The organism is Halorubrum ezzemoulense DSM 17463, from assembly GCF_002114285.1.
Lineage (GTDB): Archaea > Halobacteriota > Halobacteria > Halobacteriales > Haloferacaceae > Halorubrum > Halorubrum ezzemoulense.
Window position 1 is genome coordinate 1 of record NZ_NEDJ01000063.1, and the last position, 18,494, is coordinate 18,494.

Below are 18,494 nucleotides of genomic sequence, written 5' to 3' on the forward strand. Positions count from 1 at the left end.
ACTCTGTTACCTACCGCGGGGTTCACCGGAGCTGAACCCCGCGGAAGAGTGTTGGAGACAACTTGATCAAGAACTTGGGAACCGCCTGTTTGACACACTCGACGATCTCCGTGAGGCTGCTCTCTCTACACTCGACCGGGTCGAAATCCCAGATGTGTTTACGTATTTATGTCCGTGAGTATAAGGATCTGCTTCAGACCCAGATCTCGAACCGTAGCCGGTGTGATCGTCCGGAATTCAGCCCGAGAACACCGTTATTAAATATTACTGTGAGTGTTAACTAAAGACGAGTGCCCTGCTGCTTCGCACGTGAGGCTTTCTATGACAGGCCCTGCTGTGTATCCATGAAAAGCAGCCTCTATAGTGGTATTACCGCTGTTATTAGCATACAGCACTGCGAATTGAGAGCAGGGAGAGGCAGTATATTAAAAAAGCGTGTGTGCTTGTTACTGTTGTTTGGTGTTTATGGCTCGTACGTCCGAAGGACTGTCTTTTCGCCAGCTATGTCCCCAATTATTTGGACACTGGAATTACCGTGTTTCACGGTTACAGTCTCGCCTACCTCTTTTAGAGTTCCATTGGTTGATGTCCCGGAATTGTCAGTCGCATTGACAGTAACGAGATCCACATTTCCTTGACTAACTAGTGTTACCGTAACATAGGAGCTGTTAGGTTCATCAATTGAGACTCCAGCATTTGCGTTCTGGCCCAGCTGGTCACCGAGTCCGAGCACGAACGTCCCGATCACAGCCGCTAAAATTACAGTTATGGCGACCATGAGTATAACCCCTATAACAGGGCTGACGGCCCGTTCACTGTCTTGGAATGTTTTTTTAATGTTCATGATGTCGTTGTATCGCCAACGGAACAGGTACGAAGGTTAACGACACTCGGGTACAGAATACTAGGTGCCTTGTGAGGCCCTATATCGTGTAGACCCGAAGTGGTAGGATGGCCTTCCATCCTGCCGTTTCCTTCAGTTTGTCCGCTGGTATGCTCTAATGTACGCAAAGCACAGTTATAACTACTCTGATCAGGATATCAAATGTGAAAACGACTCACAAGATGTATCGCACAGGGTGTCAATATATAAGTATGGAACCGACGGCGCGCTCAATCGCGCGGACCTACTCCGATCGCGTCTACCCTGACCCGTGGCAAAAGGTCGAGGACTACCAGCGCGTGTAGGCGTACGCCGCCGAGCACCCAAACGCTGGTCGGACAGCGGTGGGGACCGCACTCGAGCTACCAGCGGGGCGGGTTCGGCCGTGGCTCAACGGTGGCCGGCCCGACCCGGTGCGCGGGATCGAGACGGCCAGTGCGAACGGCTGGCTCGATCCCGAATGCGACATGGCAGGTGCTCTTGTTAAGCTGCTCGCGCACGTCCTCGCGGGCGGGAGTATCAACGAAACGTTCGTCCCTGCAATCACGATCGGGCGCCGGGTTGATCGCGAGGCGATCGAGGCAGCATTCGCGGCGGTCGGCGTCGACACACACTGTCGCCATGCGAACAGCGACGGACGCGCGACCGAACTGTACCCAGCAACGGACGCCTCGGTGCTCGGGCGGTGTCTCGTCGCCATGGGCGCCCCACAGGGCGCAAAGACCGCCCTTGATGCCGTCCCGGCGGTCGTCTGGGAGAGTCCCGAGTCGATCCGGCGTCGGTTTGTTGAGGTGTACGTCGCGCACCGTGGCCTACACTTTGAGACGAAGGCAACGACACGCATCCAAGAGGAGCGCCCGAAGTCATATATCGTCGATCTTCACAAACTTATCAGCGAATCCGTCTCCAGTCATGTCTCATACGGAGAGCGAGGGATCACTATTTCGGCGAACGCCGCTCGTGAACTCGGGTTCGCTTGAACAACATCTCTGACGAAGAGAGACTGTCACACGCTCCGTCTCTGACGGTGAGGAGCCGGCGCTACGCGCGGGCTGTGCTGCGGATCTGGTGTCGGACGTCCCGTGCGACCACGACCAGCGTCACCACGAGTACGACCGCGGAGAAGGCGGTCCAGAGCCGAACATTGATGCCGTTAACGCCCGCCCAGAACGGCACGGTGGGGCGCGGCCGCGCCGCGACAAACGGCCACAGCAGGTCTGGCGGCACCTGTCCCGCGAGCAGGCTCCGGTACGTGTCACCGACCAGATGTGACAGGTACGCGGCGGCGAACGCGCCGGCGACGCGCGGCCGCTCGGTGTAGTGCCCGTACGCAAGCACACTGGCCGCGATTGGGAGCGCGAACGGCAACGAGTGCATGAAGACCCGGCCGCTTGGCAGCACCCCGAGCTGGTGTGCGAGCGGCTTGTCCACGAGATCCGGAAACTGACTGCCGACCGCGGTCACAAACACCACTCCACGTGTCGGTAGGTGTCGATCACGAACGGCGACGTACGCTATCACCGGTAGGAGGGCGATGAGTAAGTGTCCGTGGGGGAACACGCCTATTGGTTCTAACCCCGGGCAGAAGAACGTTCTTGCCGCAATTTATTGTAGACCTTCTTCTGGAGACAACAACGCGATCTGCCATCCGGCTAGCAGTGACCCAGCCAGACTCATCGGGACAGCGATCGCGAGCCCGGCACCGAGCAACCACCGTGGAGTCCGGACCACGTTCTCAAAGCCGACGAGAGCAGCAGCGGTAAGATTGAGGAGTTCAACGAGCGGCAGGGTGGCAACCACCCCGACGACCCCTCCAAGGACACCAAGCACCAACGCCTGTGTAAGCACTACCCCGACAAGCGTTGAGGTCCGTGAGCCAAGCGCTTTGAGTGCTGCCAGCTCCTGTCGTTGTTGATACACCACCGACATCATGAGCTTTGCCGTGAGCGCGAGTCCCGCAAGAACACCAAGCACGACGAGACTCCCGCCGCTCGCGAGCAAGACGGCCTGCCGTTCGAGTGTGGCTTCCAACTGCTCGCTATTCGTCCGAACCGTATATTCGGGATACTCGGCTTCAATCGCGCTCGCAACGGTACTTGGAGAGGCACCTGCGTTGAGACTCACCGTAATGAGTGACGCCCGATCAGTTGCGGTAGTCCCTGTGACCGTTTGGAGCTCACTCAGGTGAAGCGTTACGGACGGCGTTCCAAGAAACCGTGAGAAGGTTGGTGAAACACCGACAATCTCAAACTGGTTAGCTCGGGCTGACGAGAGCGTCCCGCCGACATAGATGGAGTCTCCAACACCGACATCAAGCAGTTCGGCCGTCCGCGGATCAATAATGATTTCGTGAGTCATCGGGCCAGCGTAGGTCCCGTTCGCATAGTGGACGTCACCCTGTTGGAACTGTGTCCCGTTTGTGATCTCCACGGCGGGTCCAACGCCGGACCCAACCCCAACGATCGTCTCCCATTCGTCCCCACTCGTGCTCACATAGACGGTTTGATACGCCATCGGCACCGCCGCTGTCACGTCTTCACGCGAATCAATTGCGGCCGCAACCGAATGCGCATCGACGACAGTGTTCTCAAAGCCCCCAACAGTTCCCGGCGCAAGCTGGACGGGGCCACCAGTAACCCATAGGTCACGGCCAGACGCATCGAACTGTTCTTGCCCTGTCTCGACGACGCCAAGCCCCACTCCGGCAAGTAGCGTAACCGACAACACCGCTAACGCGATCCCGATAATCGCCAACAGCGTCCGGGTGCGGTGCTGCCGCAACTGTGTCAGCCCAATGCCGGTGACCGCTCGCAAGCGGGACACCCCACGCATTAGCTAAGCACCTCGAGCTGGTCGGTTCGTGCCGCGATCCAGGCGGGATACGGCGTCGCCAACACACCAATTGCGAAGGCGACACCGGGGCCGTAGGCGAGCAGGGCGGGGTGAAACGCCGCGATCTGGCTAACGGAGCCAAAGATGGTTGCGCCGACGTTCAATACTTGGAGGCCAGCCACCCCACCCAGAGTGCCGACGAACCCGCCGAGCCCGGCGATGGTGAGTGTCTGCGCGAACACGATGACCATCTGTGAGGACGTCGATATGCCAAGCGCCCCTTGAACGGCGATCATTTCCCGGGCAGCAATTGTCTCTAACCCAACGAGTGTTGCAACGAATAGCGTACCGATTGCGACGGTTGCGATGAGGGCAGCGACGGCGACAGCAACCGGCAGGCTTGATGTAGAAAGGTCTTCTCCACCCAGCCCCGCCCGCGTCAACACCTGTGTTTCCGGATATGCCGCCGCTAGTGTGGATTCGACGGTTGGATCGTTTGTACTGACGAGGATCTGGTCGGCTGAATCCTGGCGTGCGGTGTTTGTCAGTGTCTGAAGCTCACTCGCATGGACCACAATCAGCGGGACGGGGCCTACGCCACCAGAGAGATCGCCGTCGGCAATGGCAGTCGTTGTGAATGTCTGATTCTGCCCTGCTCGGGCCGGACGGATGGGATCACCCCGCTCAAGCCCCACAATTTCGGCGGCGGCACCACTCACGATCGCTTCGCCCGTCCAGGGACCAGTATACTCCCCATCAGCGTAATGTGGATCGCCCGGCGTAAGCTGGTTGGTTGGCAGCCCTAACAGGCGCTCGCCACTCTCCGGTGGAATCACGCCCGCCGCAAAGACGTATTCGGGTGTCGTGTCCGTGTCAATCTGAAGAATTTGAAGTTCAACTGGCGTGGCAAAGGTCACTCGCTCATCAGCTTGGAGCCGTGCTGTGGTCTCATGAACAGCACCAAGCTGGGGGCCTTCCACGGAGACGGCGACGCTGCTGACCGATCCACCGTCGGGAACGATCCAATAATCCACATCATCACCTTGAATCGTCGATCCACCAGCCAAATTGACCGCGACGCCAGTCACGCTGATCATCAACGCCACAGCGAGCGCCACGCCACACACGCTCAACAGGAGCCGCCGACTCTCACCAGTCCGTAGTCGGCCAACGGTCTGGGTGACACCAACCCCGAAGTGACTACTTCGTTTACCCATCAGTGAGCCTCCCGTCACGGAGCCGGAGTACACGGTCCATCCGATCGATCGCCATCGGGTCATGTGACGCGACAACGACAGCATGATCGGCAGCCACGTCCGCGAGCAAATCTAAGACTGCCTCGCTGGCCGTCGAATCGAGCTCACCGGTTGGCTCGTCAGCGATCACGAGATCTGGGTCCCCGCCAAGAGCCCGCGCGACAGCAACCCGCTGTTGTTCACCACCGCTGAGTGCTGCTGGGCGATGTGAGAGTCGATCGCCTAGTCCAACGTCTTCGAGTAGTGACTGTGCTCGGCGTCGCCGCTCTCGTTTCCCACTGCCTTGTTCGATCATTGGCAGCGCAACGTTTTGAAGCGCTGTCAACGACGGGAGGAGGTGGAACCGTTGGAACACAATTCCGACGTGATCGCGCCTGATGGCGGTGCGTCCACGTTCGCCCATCGAACTGGTGTTCATACCAGTAATCGCGACGTTGCCAGTGTCGGGTGTCTCGAGCGCAGCCAGTAGATGAAGCAATGTGGATTTTCCGCTTCCACTAGGGCCCGCGAGGCCGACTAACTCACCCCGTTGGACCGCCATCGAAACGGCATCTACAGCCGTGACTGACGTCCCAGATTGTCGTGAGAAAAGGCCTCCAGTACTGCCGCGTGTGTACGTTCGAACAACCTCCGTACACTGGACAACGGGTGAGTCGCTCATCGAACTCATCTGTAATTCACCGGACATACTCTGCGTACAAGTCCTTTACTCCAGGTAGTCCATCATACACCCACACCACGAGACCCACAACCGTGAGGACACCCCCAAACACCACCATCGGTGTCGCTTCAAGAGTGAGAAAGAATTCGATGAAACTCCGGGATTCACCTTCCGGCACGGAAGTCAGAGGCCAGAGCCAGTACCCGAGCCCGGTATACTCCTGTGTAAGCACTGGATAGATGCTATCTCCAACCAGATGGGAGACGTAGCCAATCGCGAACGCACTGACGAGTGTACGCTGATCGGAGTACTGAGTGAGCCTCCGCAGAACGAGTACGACCACTGAGAACGTCACTAATGAGTGAGACAGACTCCGTCCATAGGGGAGCAGTGAGATCGTCCACGTCAGCGGTTTATCAATCAGATCGGGAAACTGTGTTCCAAGTCCAAGTGCGAAGACGGCCAAGCCGATCGGCGGATGCCCGATCTGCCAGCGAGCATACACCGAGTAGATGAGGTAGCCGAACGCAGCATGTCCCCACGGTAACATCTATTCTGATTTAATTTTGGACAACATATAACGCCGTTGAATAGAATTCTTTTGCGGGATATCACCTGGTAGAACTCGTCCCCGAGTCGCCGATCAGTTCCTCTACTGCTGAAAGGGTCTCGGCAGCCGCATCCGATGACAGTCCGTCTGCCGAATACGTAGCGGTCTCGTACGCTTCTGTGACCTGTGCTAACTGTGCCGTATCGATCTCATGATCGGCATGTAACTGGCGATAAAACTCCCAATGAGTCTGTGGCGTCGACAGTGAGTCACTAGATTGTAACCGTGACCGGACGGCTGCGTACGCAGACTGGACGGCAACATTCGGGTGGCCAGCAGCCAGCGCTTCACGGGCCGAATGTAATGATGCCTGCGTGACCGCCTCTATCTGGCCGTTATCCGACAGTCCAGTCGTGGCAGACGGCGCGGTGGTTGTCGTTGTCTCGGAGTCTGCGGCCGGGTCCGCTGAATCAGTAACTCGAGCCCAGGTTTGCGTGATCCACTCTCGATCAACGCCACGCGAAGCGAGCAACACCACGATAACACTCATGACTAAGAGGCCACCACCAACGACACCAGCGAGGACTCTGCCGACTCCAACTCCGGCGCTTGGAAGTGGCACGCGTTGTTGAGCCGCACTCGCCTCTAGGTTCGTGCCAGTACCCTCGAAGGTCGCAGTCACCGTGATGTCACTGCCACGAAGACCGGCTGGAAGCTCGTAAGTAGCCTGATACCCCCCACTCGCATTCGTCTCGACAGTACCGAGAGTAGTCTCTCCGATCGCGACACGGATAGATCGATCGGACAGTGGGTCACCATCGGCAGTCCGTAACTGCCCACCCACCGTTACATTCCGAGTCTCGTTCGTGCTGGTGACGGTCGGGTCAATCGAGAGGTCTGTTGGGGTCGATCGAACGGTGATCGGTGCCGTTGCCATCGACCGCTCGATCGCCAGCTCACGCCGATCGATTGACACTTGGAGATTAGCATCACCGGCTGGAATTGTCTCCGGCATCGATCCCGAAAGCGTAATGCGACCACTAGCATTGGTTTCGGCAGTCGCGATCCGCTGCTGGTCGAGTGTCAAAACAATGGGAATGCCCGCAAGCGATCGGTTGTATTCGGCTGCGATCATAACCTGTCCAGTGGCCTGAACTGGCTCGGTGAACGCGGCCGCCTGAGTCGTGTTCTCGAGTTCGACCGACGTCGCAGCCTGCTCAGTGATCGAGACGGCAACCGTCTCCGTAACTGGAAGATACGGCTCACTCCCAGTGGGCGTATATGCTACTGTGAGGTTCCTCGCACTTGTCGAGGCGAGCAGTGGTCGGTATGTCGTCTCGAACTGTCCAGTCTCGGTCGTGCGTGTCGTGATGGAATCTTCACCTAAGCTAACGCTTACCGATGCGTTCCTGATTGGCGCTCCATCGACCGTGGTCAGCTGTCCGGAAACACGCAGTGGATCGCTTGCGGCGACCGTTGTTTGGTTCGTCTCGACAGTTATGTTCGTCTCAGTAAACTCACGGTCGATGACGCCAGCCGCCGCTCGCTGGACCGTTTGTTGAACGACGGAGATCGACTCCTGTGTTGCGTTGAAATCGATTTCAGTCTCTGTTTCGAGTGCCTCGTACTGTTCGTTGAGCTCCGTTGTCGTTTGATTCAGCTCTTCAGCAGTCGTTAAGAGTTCACGTGCCAATTGCCGTGCTTTTTCATCACTCCCGTTGTCGACCGCATTCTGATACTCTTGGCCAGTTATTTCCAATTCCTCGATCGAATCTGTCAGTTGTAGCTGCTGTTCACGAGTTAGATTGAACCGATCCGCTGTCTCCTCGGCACCGATGTCAGCAGCCACGGCCGAATACCGCTCAAGAAGGACAGCATATTCTTCGGCTTCGAGTGGTAGCCGACCCTCCGCGTACTCACCCTCGCTGAGTGCGGCCGCACTCAGATTCAACCGTGACCCTAGTTGTGTCGCGAGATGGCTTGCGACGCGCTGGTCGTCACCAGCTTCAGAGATAACTTCGGGGTTCTGGTGCGGGGGCGTGGCGTTGGCCGTCTCATTAGCTGTCCCGTTCGTGGCCGAACTTTCTGGCCCTGGAGCTGGGGTTGCTCCAACCCCACCGGCGATGACACTGACAAGAATGATCGCAGCGGCGAGTGCGCTGTAGCGGCGACGGCGAGCCGACACACCAGTATACCAGCCGTCAGGTGATTTGAATGTTCCTCTTCCTCAAAGATGAACGGCCAGATCGGAAGCCAAGTTTGAATTGAATTGAAACTGAGATGTACCCAATGGACGTCACAGACCGCTGGTGGGCAACGGCCGGAAGCGGTCTTGTCTTCGTCATCATCGGTGTGCTTGCTGAACGACCGGCGTTGCTACTTGCGGCAGCGGGACTCGGCGCGTGGATTCTTGCCACCGCCGCGGTTGCGGGTCGGACATTCACGCAGGCATACGACCGAACGACAGTAACCTACACGCTCGGTGCTGATGATACACTTGTTGATACGCCGATTATAGCTACGGTGTCGCTATCGCGACCGAACACTCGTACTACCCTCCCGGTGACCGTTCAGGCGACCACACCACCGGGCGTCACCACCGAAGCCGGCGATCAGACGCTCTCGCTAGCGCCAGGTGACACAGAAGACACGACGGAGTTCACCGTCACCGCCTCGATATCGGGTCGATTTGAATTCCCCAAGCCAATCATAACTCTACACGATCCGCTAGGTTTGTATCAGACGCATGTCGAGTGGGAGACCACACCGACGGTGACGGTCCGCCCACCAACGCCGGACCTCCATGTCGGCCGGGGTGGTGAACGCGTTGACAGCGCCTATGGGCAACACCAATCCGATCGTCCTGGTCCTGGCGTGACAATTCGGGAACTCAGACAGTACGTCCCCGGTGATGATGTTCAACAGATCGATTGGAACGCAACGGCGCGGCTCGCAGAGACCTATATCAGAGAAACCGAAGGAGAAACCGATCGGCGGACGACGCTTATCATCGACCACCGCTCACAGATGGGGGTGGGCCGTGACGGAGAGACGATGTTGGAGTACGCCCGTGAGGTGGGAATCGGAATCACACGCGCGGCTGCTACTCGTGATGACCCACTTGGCTTACGCACGGTCGGTGATGACGGCCTGACGAATATCGTTCAATCTGGGACAAGCGATCAGACGTACGCACAGATCGAGTCTCGACTGTATGACCTCGTCCCGACCACTGCCGACTCATCCTCAGGTGGACGGACGGCGCGCGAGGCCCGTGAGCGGAGTGATCGCCTCACTGATGATGAGACACCATTTGCGCGGATTCTTGGAGCGTATCTGCGTGATCAGGACCCGTATGTGACACGAATCCGTGATGACCCACTTGTCGGGACTGTCCGCAGCGTTCGTAACCAAGTCGGCGCCGACGACGTGCTCGTTATCGTTACCAGTGATACAGATCCGACCACAGTAACGGAGGCGGTGAAGGCCGCTGTCCGTGGCGGTGGCCGGACGATCCTGTTTTTGACTCCCCAATGTCTGTTCGAACCGGCTGGGCTGACGGATCTCGATGTCGCATACGACCAGTATAGAACGTTTGAAACACTCCGCCAGGATCTCGATACGCATCCCCGAATGACAGCACTCGAAATCGCACCAGACAGCCGTGTCGATGCGGTGCTCGCACACCGTCGGATGAGTTCAACTACCCGATGACTCACACGGACACACCACAGTCGCGTATGGACCCGCCCATCGGATCACTTCGAGCTCGCGATCCCGTCAGTATCGGTGCGCTGGTTATCCTCCTCGGCGTTATCGCTATTACCGGGATGACGCGTGAACTCCTCATTGCCGTTCCGTTGTTACTCGTCGCAGGGGTGCTCCCCGCACCGATTGCCTTCGCTACAGGCCAGCTTGCCGTTTTTCCCACGATCTCTCTCGAAGACACGCTGCTTGTCGGTGTGACGCAACTCGCGTTGCTCTGTGTGCTTACTGAGCCTGCCCGACGTCACCAGCGGTGGGCAGTATTTATCGGCACGCTACCGACGTATGGCTTACTCGTGGCTGTCGTTGCTATTGGACTCCGTGAGGGGCTCGTCGTGGCAGGTGGGCTCCTCTGTATCGCTGTCATAGTGGGGACGTATCTTGCCCGGCGGGTGACGTTGGTACAGCTCGGTCGTGTCGCTTTGGATCGCACACCGTTAGCCGACGGGGCTAGTGGTGCTGAGATGACAACTGCTGTGTCAACTGACGAGACAGCCGGTGAGACTTCTGTTCCCGACACAGATCCCGATACTGGTCCATCCTCTGAGTTGAGCGAGACTGACGAGATCCAGAGCAATCCTTCTTCGACCAACGACGAAAGCGAGCCGAAAAGGTAAACATACCAGTCTCGAAAGGGACAGCGACGGAATGGCCAGTACCGGAGAGACAGACGCAACACGATCGGCTGTGACGGAGTCGGAATCACCTGAGGAGACGTCACCAGCTGATCTCCGGCGACAACTTGCTGTCCTTGAAGCGGAGAATCGCCAACTCCGTGAAGAGTATGCCCGCGCCCAACAGGCCACCTATCGACGGACCGCACTCGGATTGTTTATTGTTGGTGTTGCCGGGATCGCCGGTGGGCTCATCTTTCCAGACGCTCGGACTGTCCTGTTCGCTCTCGGCGGAACTGGTGTCTTCGCCGGTGTGCTTACGTTCGTGTTAACCCCAGAACGATTTGTATCCGCGCGCGTAGGTGCGCGCTTATTCCAAGCGCTCCGAGCCGATCGCGATGCGACTGTGGATGAACTTGGCTTGGAAGGAGATCCGGTGTATGTGCCGACAGATGACGTCCGATTGTTCGTTCCACGCTACCAAGACCGGCCGCTTCCACCTGATTCAGCACTATCGGATCTGTTTGTCGTTCCCGAGACACCTGAGCAGGGTGGCGTCGCCTTCCATCCAACTGGGAGACCACTCTTCGAGGCGTTTGAAGACACCCGCAGCCAGCCACTCAGTGAGACTCCGCACACGGTTGCGGCGACGGCTGCCGATGCGCTGGTTGAACTGTTTGAACTCGCTGATGGGGTTGAGTACGCGGTCGATACCGACACAGGTCGGGTCACCTTCGAAGTGGTTGGTGCCGGCCTCGGTGATCCCACGGGAATCGATCATCCGATTCCCTCATTTCTGGCTGTCAGTCTGGTTGAAACGCTTGGTATACCGGTCCGTGTCGAGATAACTGACGATGACCCGCTCGCGATCACCTGTCGGTACGACACTCAAAATGAGACCTGAAGCCGGTGGTCTCCACACAGTCCTGCTGTGTAGCGGCCTCGGACTACTCTTCGTCGAGTTCTGAGCCGCCATCGGGTGCCTGTGGTTGGCTGTTCGCGTCGAACTCGAGATCTGCGCTTGGCGGCATCACACCATCGACGATCTCCTCAATGATCGCTGTGACAGACTGGTCGGCAAGTTCCGCATCAGTCGTCCGAATGACTCGATGGACGAACACGGGCTCTGTGAGCGCTTTCACGTCATCAGGAATGACATACGAACGGCCCCGGATCGCTGCCCGGGCCTTACTCCCGCGGAGAAACGCCAGTGTGGCCCGCGGTGAGCCACCATACTGGAGCGTGGCTGCCTCTCGTGTTGCAGCGACGAGATCCAGGATGTACTCTTTGACCGGCTCAGCAACGAACACGTCTGTGACAACGTCTTGTGCGGCCGCAAGCTCATCTGAGTCAACGACTTGTGAGACTGTCTCCGCATCCAACGCCGGCGCACTATCGAATCGGTTGAGTACTTCTCGTTCCTCTGCTCGGTCGGGAATATCGACAGTGTATTTGAACTGAAATCGGTCCCGTTGGGCCTCAGGCAACTCGAAGACACCCTCCATCTCGATTGGGTTCTGTGTCGCAATCACCATGAACGGTGCTGGCAACGAGAGTGTTTCGCCGTCGATAGTAACCGTTGACTCTTCCATCGCCTCCAACAGTGCGCTTTGTGTTTTCGGGGTTGCCCGATTTATCTCGTCGGCCACGACAAGATTCGCAAACACCGGGCCTTTCCGTAGTTGGAACTCCCCTGTTGCTTGTCGGTATACGTTTGTTCCGACGATGTCAGCCGGAACGATATCCGGTGTCATCTGAACCCGGCTATACGACAAGCCTGTTGCCTGCGCGAATGCGTTGGCAATGGTAGTCTTTGCGACACCGGGAACTCCCTCAAGCAAGACGTGGCCGTCTGTCAGTAGTGCTATCGTAAGCCCCTCCAGAATGTCTTCGTTTCCGACGACGACCCCACTGGTCGCCTCACAGATCGCCTCATACACCCCCTCCGGACTACTCATCATCTTCGGTTCGTGAGCGCTCGGATAAAACATCTGTCATCACCTGCCGAAGTCGTGTCTCATCCCACTCGGGATGTCGCTGACTGAGCGATCTGAGGAGCGTGTCCTCATCAATAAGTTCCGTCGGCGTATCCTCGTCGCCACTAGTGATTTCACGAAGCCATATTGGGAAGTGGTCACGTAGGGGCTCCGGTACTATCTCGAGTAGCCCACCCCAGATCGATCGGCTGGTGAACCGACCGAAGACACCGTACGCCCAGACGAATCCAATCCCAACCCCGACGAGACCCATCTGAACCACTACTGATGACCGAACAGCCAAGAGTATGATAGATAGAGGTGGTTGTTCACCAGCTCGCGAGTAATCAAGCAGCGTCTGCTGGTGTGTCTCCAAGAGTGCCGTCGCGAACGCCTCATTGTCGGGCTGCGTTAGCATTGTATTGATGAACACACTGGGATCACTCACCGCGATCACGCGTCCATCACCAACGGATTCGACGGTCACTACCGGATAGGTACTCAGTTCATCACCCGGCGATAATCCTCCTGTTCCGTCTCGATCGAGATAGCCGAACCGCGAGCTTGTGGCGAGTACGGTTGATCCGTTGGCGTCGATTGCTGTTGCGCCGTTCAACGTCAGCTGCGCGACGTCAGAGGTATACTGTGAGTCAGTGACGTTCGTCGCTACTGGGAGTGAGGGCGCTTGGTAGTACTCACGTTCATCTAGTAGTTGTGTCCCGTTAAACCGGGCATCCGCACCGACCGCTGAGAGTAACGCATTCCCCTCGGAACCGAAGTCATCAGCAATGACAACAGTGCCACCCGACCGTACGAACGCTCGGACACGTCGTGAGTCGTTTGCTGTGTAGGGTTCTTCGGGAGCGAGAATAATTGCGGTTGTTTCACTCGTGTTAGAACGCTCATAGGCTGTCGTTTCGAGGGCGATCTGTGACTCACTTTGTTGATCTGCGAGTTCTCGAAACTCACTCGTTCCGTCCCAGTCGATGTTATACCCGCCGAATGTAGCCGTACTTGTACTCGCTGCGATGACGATTGCCACACTGAGCGTGAGAATCAGCGCATACAATACGAGACGTGGGACTGGTGGTCTACGCATCTATATGACTCCCTCTGGAAGAATCTCCAAGATGCGTCTGATAACGATATATCCGAACCCCGCAAGTCCAATCGCAATTACAGGCAGAAGACGGCGCCGCCAACGTGGTGTCACGTTGAATGGGGCTGTGAGTTCAACGACGACTAACAGTCCAATAAGCGACATCACAAAAAAGAGCTCTAGTGTCAACGATTCAAGCGCCGTCAACAAGACAATGACACTGAGCATCCACGCGACGACCCCGTAGAGAAACCGGCGTCGCTTCTCGAGTCCCATTACTCGTGTCTCTGTATCCTCCGGCATCAATCCTCTGGTGCTGGCTCTCCCGGCTAAAGACGTAGGCCACGCATTCGCTGACCGAGTGACTTTTGTCTTCTGTCCCATTTCAGAGCACCATGGTGGATCGTCAGGATGTTTGGCTCGTTCTTCCACATCCTATCCGTCGACTGCCAGCTGATCTCGCTGCGGTAGTTATCCTGACGTTGTTGACGCTTGCGACTGTCTTCGTACCTGTAGTCAATGAGACGCCACTCCGCGTCGGATTTGGGCTCACTTTCGTGTTGTTTCTCCCTGGATATGCGTTCATTGCTGCGCTCTTTCCAGAATCCGGATCGGAGTCTCCACCGGCCGAAACCGCCGAGCAATCAAAGCAAACAGCGAGCACCGACGACTCAACACCGCAGCCAGTTCCAGGTACTGAGGCAGCCGCAGAATACGGCAATACAGAAACGGTCAACTCTGACCCGACTGATAGTTCAGGGATCGACGGGATCGAACGGACGGCGCTCTCGTTTGGGCTCTCGATCGCGATTGTGCCGCTGATCGGGCTCATCTTGAACTTCACACCATGGGGAATCCGGCTTGTCCCAATTGCGACGAGCGTTGCTGGGTTCACACTCATCTGTGTCGCTGTTGCCGCACAACGCCGCTGGGAACTGCCGCCAGACGAGCGGTTCGTTGTCCCTTATCGCGATTGGATCGGTGCCACAAAACAAGAATTGTTTGATCCGGATGATCGGGTTGACGGCACACTCAATATTGTACTCGCCATTTCGGTACTACTTGCTATCGGCAGCGTTGGCTATGCGGTTGCGGTTCCACCTCAAGGCGAGCAGTTCACTGAGTTTTACCTCCTTACGGAGAATCCTGATGGTGAACTCGTTGCCGACGGATATCCTGAAACGATGACACGAGGCGAGACAGCCGAACTGATCGTCGGAATCGGAAACAATGAGTATCAATCGACGACGTATACTGTTGTTGTCCAGGTACAAGAAGTCAATACGACAGACAACTCAACAACTGTACTTGATCGGACCGAAATTGATCGGTTTGAGGTGACGGTCCCTCACAACGAGACCCACCATCAGCAACATACCCTTCGCCCACCACAGACTGGTGAGAACCTTCGGGTTCAGTACCTCTTATATAATGGCAGTCTGCCAGATACACCCACCAGTGAGAACGCATATCGTAACCTCCATCTTTGGATCGACGTTGAAGCAACTGGTTGACAATTTTCCGGCCCTGACGCGCCTCTTCCACGCTACCCGTGCCCGAAAGGTGTGGGAGTTGTGTGATTGTCTCAGCTTTGAACGTTGTCGTGTTGACACTATTGGGCCCGAAATCGGAGGGAAAGACGTTCTACGAGGAGTTTACGGTATCGGCCGAACTGGAGAGTGATTCACAGAGGATAATGAAGGCAGCGTTCACGGCGTTTGAACCTCTAGTGGAGAGTGGAGCGTCTGCGGCTGAACTCCCTTTTCCATGCTCACACCGTCTCAGCCGCCATTTTCGGTCGATTAAGTGTTAGATACTCAACGTTCAAAGCTGAGTGACTGAACTGTGAACCTGAAACACCCACCGCTCGGGATTCCTCCGCGTTCACGCGGAGGAGGATGTCAATTTCTGAGCCGTGTCACCGCTCCAATCACAAACAGCGAAATTAGCAGCAGCGTAGGACCATTTAGTGGAACTGATTCGTCGGTATTCTGATCTGGGTTTGGTTCCGATGGTTCAGTTACTTGGCTACTATTGTCTCCAGTGTCTTGTGTACTTCCCGTAACGTTTCCACTCGGGTCAGACTTCTCGCTGCCTGTAGCGTTGGTGGTATTCGCTTCTCCGTCTGCTGTTACATTACTTTTAGTCGTGTTCGAGACGTTCTGACCAGTACTGTTTACTTTGACTGACTTGTTTTCACTGGTGGCGTTAGTCGTCTCATTCACACTCTCAGATGTCGTATTGTCCACGGGAGCAGCACTACCTCCCCCACCACCGCCACCGCCACCGCTACCACCATTGTTTCCGGTGTCTCCTGACTCATCTGCCGTTTCTTCAGTGATAGTCAGCGATTGCTCATCGCTCACGGAGAGAATGTTCGGGAACTCTCCAGCAACCTGACCGGTCCCAGTCACGGCAGCGTACAGGCGGTAGTCGCCAGGTTCATACTCATCATCAAGTGGTGCTGTGTACGTGTCTCCCTCCTTAGTTGCTGTAATCCGCTCTGTTGTCTCGCCATCTACGAGTACCACTTCGACAGTTTCGATCGGTGGCTCATCCGAAGAATCATACGCTGTTGGAGTAACATTTACTGAACCATTGTCACCAACCGCAACTGTTGACGGGGCAGTGACTGTTGTCTCATACCCTTGAATCACAACTGGTTGAATTGTCTGTAACGTTTCATTAGAAAAGTACGCAAGTATGTAGGTTCCAGCGCTGAGACCGTCCGAATCAAACGTAACAGTAGATTCTGTCGTGTTCGTTGATTTTACCGGATTCTCATTGGCGTCGTACAAGTACAGATTAAATCGCTCATCTGTGTTCTTTGAAACAGAAATTTCAATCTGTTCACCTGGCTTAATCGGGGCAACCGATGACACGTTGTATGATCCGAATGGTCCAACCTCTACGGACCGGTCCGGCACATCAACTTCTCCGTTTTCAACCGTTATGACATCTGAGCCGTTCGCTTGTACGACTGCTGTTGCGCCAAAGAGGCTCGCTAAAGCAACAAGGAGGGCAACGAACAAAACCCGTGACATAATTCAATTCAGATCCATCGGGGTACTGAATCTTTCGGCATCGTGCGACCTCTGTTCCACGGTGAGGTACTCCTCTCCAAAGAAATTAATATGTCCCCGCGTGACACCTGAACTAGTATGCCACTCAACAAGTTGTTTGTGGGCGTTATTACTGCTGTTATGCTCATGTCCCCAGTGGCAGGAGCTGCTGGAGCAGTCGGTCCAGCCCCCCAAGCAATAGATGATCCGCCCACTACCGGTCAACCGGTTGAACAGTCCGGCGATTTTATCAACGTAACGCAGAGTGTTGATGTTTGGAATTCTGCACCATTCACGCTTCGTGTAGATCGAAGCCAAAACAATGCTATTGCAACAGCGGTGGAAAATATGGACACCGGCGCACGCCTTGACAACCTTCCCCCAGGTGTTAACGCCGACCTAGGGATTAACCGGTTGGTTGTACATGAGAATGCTGCCACAATCGACTTGGGCTTTGATCCCGGTGATAACCTTGACAACGAACAGGTTCATCTCATTTCTGCGAGGATTGAGTCCACAGACACACAAGTCCCATCCACGACTAATATTGATACCCTCCGTCAGTTCATTCGTGACAACGCAGATAGCGACGATGTCACGTTTGACAATGTTAGCTCCCAGCAGGTAACGAACGGCGGGGCCGACTTCACAATCAACAACGCTGAGCCAGGGTCGTATCTCTACATGGCAGTAGTTACGAACAGCGGCCAAGGACTCAACGTCGACAACAACGGTGACATTACTGTTCCGGGTAACGTGAGCGTTGTTGGCGTTGACTCTGCGATTGTCCAAGAGACGGCATCTACGCTGAGTGTCCAACGTGCCAGCGAAACATATGCGGCGGGCGATAGTGTGACATTCGATGTTAACGCTAACTTAGGAAGCAGTGACATCGAGCATGCTGTCGCAATTTGGAATGAATCACAAGTAGCCAGCGAAGACCTAACTCTTGTAGCCCCTAGTGACATCGACGCTGATACGACACCAGATGAATTCGAAATCGAACACTCAATTGACGAGGTTAATGGTGTTCAGCGGACGAAAGATGATGTGTCAGCATTTGGCCGCACTCTAACCTCAAACAAACGATCGGGCGTCTACGCACTTCCTGACGTCATCACGTTCCTTGCGAATGAGGGTGAATTTAGCGAACCGCAGACCGATTCTGTGGGCGATTCACGAATAAATGCCTCTGTAACCTCGAAACAAGCAGGGAGCGATACTACCCTAACTGTCGACACACTTGAGAACTTTGCCCCGGGTGAGTACGTCGCTGTTCACGTTGCAATGGTTGAAGGAGACCCAACGCGGATGTCCTCAAATCGAGTCGACTTTGAGGTCATTGATGGGATCAGCAGCGGAAGCAACTCTGTTGATGACGGGCGTACTAATGTTCAGCTTACAGGAGACGGTAACGTCCGCAACGTGAGTGTTCGCCTGCCGTCTGATTCTGGTGTAAAGAACGTGTCGGTCACTGAGTCGTCTTCACCCACTGGAGGAGCACCAATCCCCAATAATTCTGTTGCGACATATCTTGACATTAGTGGTGATTCCAGTGTGAGTGAAGACACAGAGGTCACAGTAACGATCAGTCAGTCTCGGCTCGACGAGGTAGGAATCGCTACAGAAAACGCCGTGCTGCTACACTACGTTGATGGCGCGTGGAAACAGCTTGATACCGACGCAACTCCGACCAATGGTGACGTTAGGCTGACGGCAACCAGTAGCGGTCTCTCGCCGTTCGCAGTCGCCGAATCTTCGACCACTGATGAGGAGGACGATGACAGCAGTGGTGG

At 56.0% G+C, this 18,494-nt stretch carries 17 protein-coding genes and 1 pseudogene; 7 read left to right on the plus strand and 11 right to left on the minus strand.

Going from position 1 to position 18,494, the window contains the following annotated elements; all coding sequences use genetic code 11:
* Positions 1 to 178: transposase (locus B9H04_RS14225; RefSeq protein WP_211277042.1), on the plus strand; the 178-nt coding region annotated here is incomplete at its 5' end.
* A gap of 285 nt (positions 179 to 463) precedes the next feature.
* Here the strand turns inward: B9H04_RS14225 and B9H04_RS19260 are convergent.
* Positions 464 to 844: a type IV pilin gene (locus B9H04_RS19260; protein WP_080508684.1), complete on the minus strand. Its 381-nt coding sequence runs from the start codon at positions 842 to 844 to the stop codon at positions 464 to 466.
* 251 nt (positions 845 to 1,095) lie between these two features.
* Here B9H04_RS19260 and B9H04_RS14235 point away from each other — a divergent pair.
* Positions 1,096 to 1,863 (plus strand): annotated as a pseudogene (locus B9H04_RS14235) (hypothetical protein).
* 61 nt (positions 1,864 to 1,924) lie between these two features.
* Here B9H04_RS14235 and B9H04_RS14240 read toward each other — a convergent pair.
* The 6 genes from B9H04_RS14240 to B9H04_RS18195 form a co-directional block, all read right to left on the minus strand.
* Positions 1,925 to 2,443 (minus strand): metal-dependent hydrolase, encoded by a 519-nt coding sequence (locus B9H04_RS14240; RefSeq protein WP_049933220.1) that lies wholly within the window; start codon positions 2,441 to 2,443, stop codon positions 1,925 to 1,927.
* A 45-nt stretch (positions 2,444 to 2,488) separates the two neighbouring features.
* Positions 2,489 to 3,706, minus strand: a complete 1,218-nt coding sequence (locus B9H04_RS14245; RefSeq protein ID WP_249025105.1) for an ABC transporter permease — start codon at positions 3,704 to 3,706, stop codon at positions 2,489 to 2,491.
* An 8-nt stretch (positions 3,707 to 3,714) separates the two neighbouring features.
* On the minus strand, positions 3,715 to 4,932 hold the full coding sequence (locus tag B9H04_RS14250) for an ABC transporter permease (protein ID WP_137708583.1): 1,218 nt from the start codon (positions 4,930 to 4,932) through the stop codon (positions 3,715 to 3,717).
* Positions 4,925 to 5,659, minus strand: coding sequence for an ABC transporter ATP-binding protein (locus B9H04_RS14255; protein ID WP_308203505.1), 735 nt, complete (start codon positions 5,657 to 5,659; stop codon positions 4,925 to 4,927). The genes B9H04_RS14250 and B9H04_RS14255 overlap by 8 nt, the downstream gene beginning before the upstream one ends.
* Positions 5,649 to 6,182, minus strand: coding sequence for a metal-dependent hydrolase (locus B9H04_RS14260; protein ID WP_049933225.1), 534 nt, complete (start codon positions 6,180 to 6,182; stop codon positions 5,649 to 5,651). Before B9H04_RS14260 ends, B9H04_RS14255 begins: the two co-directional genes overlap by 11 nt.
* A 61-nt stretch (positions 6,183 to 6,243) precedes the next feature.
* A complete protein-coding gene (locus B9H04_RS18195) occupies positions 6,244 to 8,367 on the minus strand; it encodes a peptidase associated/transthyretin-like domain-containing protein (RefSeq protein ID WP_139835097.1) in 2,124 nt (707 codons plus the stop codon).
* Between the two features lie 104 nt (positions 8,368 to 8,471).
* Between B9H04_RS18195 and B9H04_RS14265 the strand changes: the two genes are divergently transcribed.
* The 3 genes from B9H04_RS14265 (at position 8,472) to B9H04_RS19265 (ending at position 11,465) form a co-directional block, all read left to right on the plus strand.
* Complete coding sequence (locus tag B9H04_RS14265) at positions 8,472 to 9,896, plus strand: DUF58 domain-containing protein (protein WP_080508685.1); 1,425 nt, start codon at positions 8,472 to 8,474, stop codon at positions 9,894 to 9,896.
* A 26-nt stretch (positions 9,897 to 9,922) separates the two neighbouring features.
* Positions 9,923 to 10,564, plus strand: a complete 642-nt coding sequence (locus B9H04_RS14270) for a hypothetical protein (protein WP_129452456.1) — start codon at positions 9,923 to 9,925, stop codon at positions 10,562 to 10,564.
* A gap of 403 nt (positions 10,565 to 10,967) precedes the next feature.
* The gene (locus B9H04_RS19265; RefSeq protein ID WP_241997599.1) at positions 10,968 to 11,465 is read left to right on the plus strand and encodes a hypothetical protein; all 498 of its coding nucleotides are present in this window, start codon (positions 10,968 to 10,970) and stop codon (positions 11,463 to 11,465) included.
* 43 nt (positions 11,466 to 11,508) lie between these two features.
* On the opposite strand, the gene B9H04_RS14280 is transcribed toward B9H04_RS19265, so the two are convergent.
* From B9H04_RS14280 to B9H04_RS14290, 3 genes are read right to left on the minus strand one after another with little or no spacing between them, the layout of a single operon-like run.
* Complete coding sequence (locus B9H04_RS14280) at positions 11,509 to 12,519, minus strand: AAA family ATPase (protein WP_049933230.1); 1,011 nt, start codon at positions 12,517 to 12,519, stop codon at positions 11,509 to 11,511.
* Positions 12,512 to 13,579 carry a DUF4350 domain-containing protein gene (locus B9H04_RS14285; RefSeq protein WP_248648695.1) on the minus strand — a complete coding sequence of 356 codons (1,068 nt, stop codon included), beginning with the start codon at positions 13,577 to 13,579 and terminating at the stop codon, positions 12,512 to 12,514. The genes B9H04_RS14280 and B9H04_RS14285 overlap by 8 nt, the downstream gene beginning before the upstream one ends.
* 57 nt (positions 13,580 to 13,636) lie before the next feature.
* Entirely contained in the window at positions 13,637 to 13,912 is a 276-nt protein-coding gene (locus B9H04_RS14290) for a hypothetical protein (protein WP_049933231.1), read from the minus strand.
* Positions 13,913 to 14,031: 119 nt separating this feature from the next.
* Between B9H04_RS14290 and B9H04_RS14295 the strand changes: the two genes are divergently transcribed.
* The gene (locus tag B9H04_RS14295) at positions 14,032 to 15,150 is read left to right on the plus strand and encodes a DUF1616 domain-containing protein (protein WP_080508688.1); all 1,119 of its coding nucleotides are present in this window, start codon (positions 14,032 to 14,034) and stop codon (positions 15,148 to 15,150) included.
* Between the two features lie 387 nt (positions 15,151 to 15,537).
* Here the strand turns inward: B9H04_RS14295 and B9H04_RS18200 are convergent, their stop codons facing one another.
* A complete protein-coding gene (locus B9H04_RS18200) occupies positions 15,538 to 16,680 on the minus strand; it encodes a hypothetical protein (RefSeq protein WP_139835098.1) in 1,143 nt (380 codons plus the stop codon).
* 117 nt (positions 16,681 to 16,797) lie between these two features.
* Here B9H04_RS18200 and B9H04_RS14300 point away from each other — a divergent pair.
* The coding region (locus B9H04_RS14300; RefSeq protein ID WP_085682815.1) for a PGF-pre-PGF domain-containing protein at positions 16,798 to 18,494 on the plus strand (1,697 nt) is incomplete at its 3' end.

Coding starts and splice junctions, on each gene's coding strand:
- B9H04_RS19260 (WP_080508684.1), bottom strand. CDS start 844: ATGAACATTAAAAAAACATTCCAAGACAGTGAACGGGCCGTCAGCCCT.
- B9H04_RS14250 (WP_137708583.1), bottom strand. CDS start 4,932: ATGGGTAAACGAAGTAGTCACTTCGGGGTTGGTGTCACCCAGACCGTT.
- B9H04_RS14255 (WP_308203505.1), bottom strand. CDS start 5,659: ATGTCCGGTGAATTACAGATGAGTTCGATGAGCGACTCACCCGTTGTC.
- B9H04_RS14260 (WP_049933225.1), bottom strand. CDS start 6,182: ATGTTACCGTGGGGACATGCTGCGTTCGGCTACCTCATCTACTCGGTG.
- B9H04_RS14265 (WP_080508685.1), top strand. CDS start 8,472: ATGGACGTCACAGACCGCTGGTGGGCAACGGCCGGAAGCGGTCTTGTC.
- B9H04_RS14270 (WP_129452456.1), top strand. CDS start 9,923: ATGGACCCGCCCATCGGATCACTTCGAGCTCGCGATCCCGTCAGTATC.
- B9H04_RS14280 (WP_049933230.1), bottom strand. CDS start 12,519: ATGAGTAGTCCGGAGGGGGTGTATGAGGCGATCTGTGAGGCGACCAGT.
- B9H04_RS14290 (WP_049933231.1), bottom strand. CDS start 13,912: ATGGGACTCGAGAAGCGACGCCGGTTTCTCTACGGGGTCGTCGCGTGG.
- B9H04_RS14295 (WP_080508688.1), top strand. CDS start 14,032: ATGGTGGATCGTCAGGATGTTTGGCTCGTTCTTCCACATCCTATCCGT.
- B9H04_RS18200 (WP_139835098.1), bottom strand. CDS start 16,680: ATGTCACGGGTTTTGTTCGTTGCCCTCCTTGTTGCTTTAGCGAGCCTC.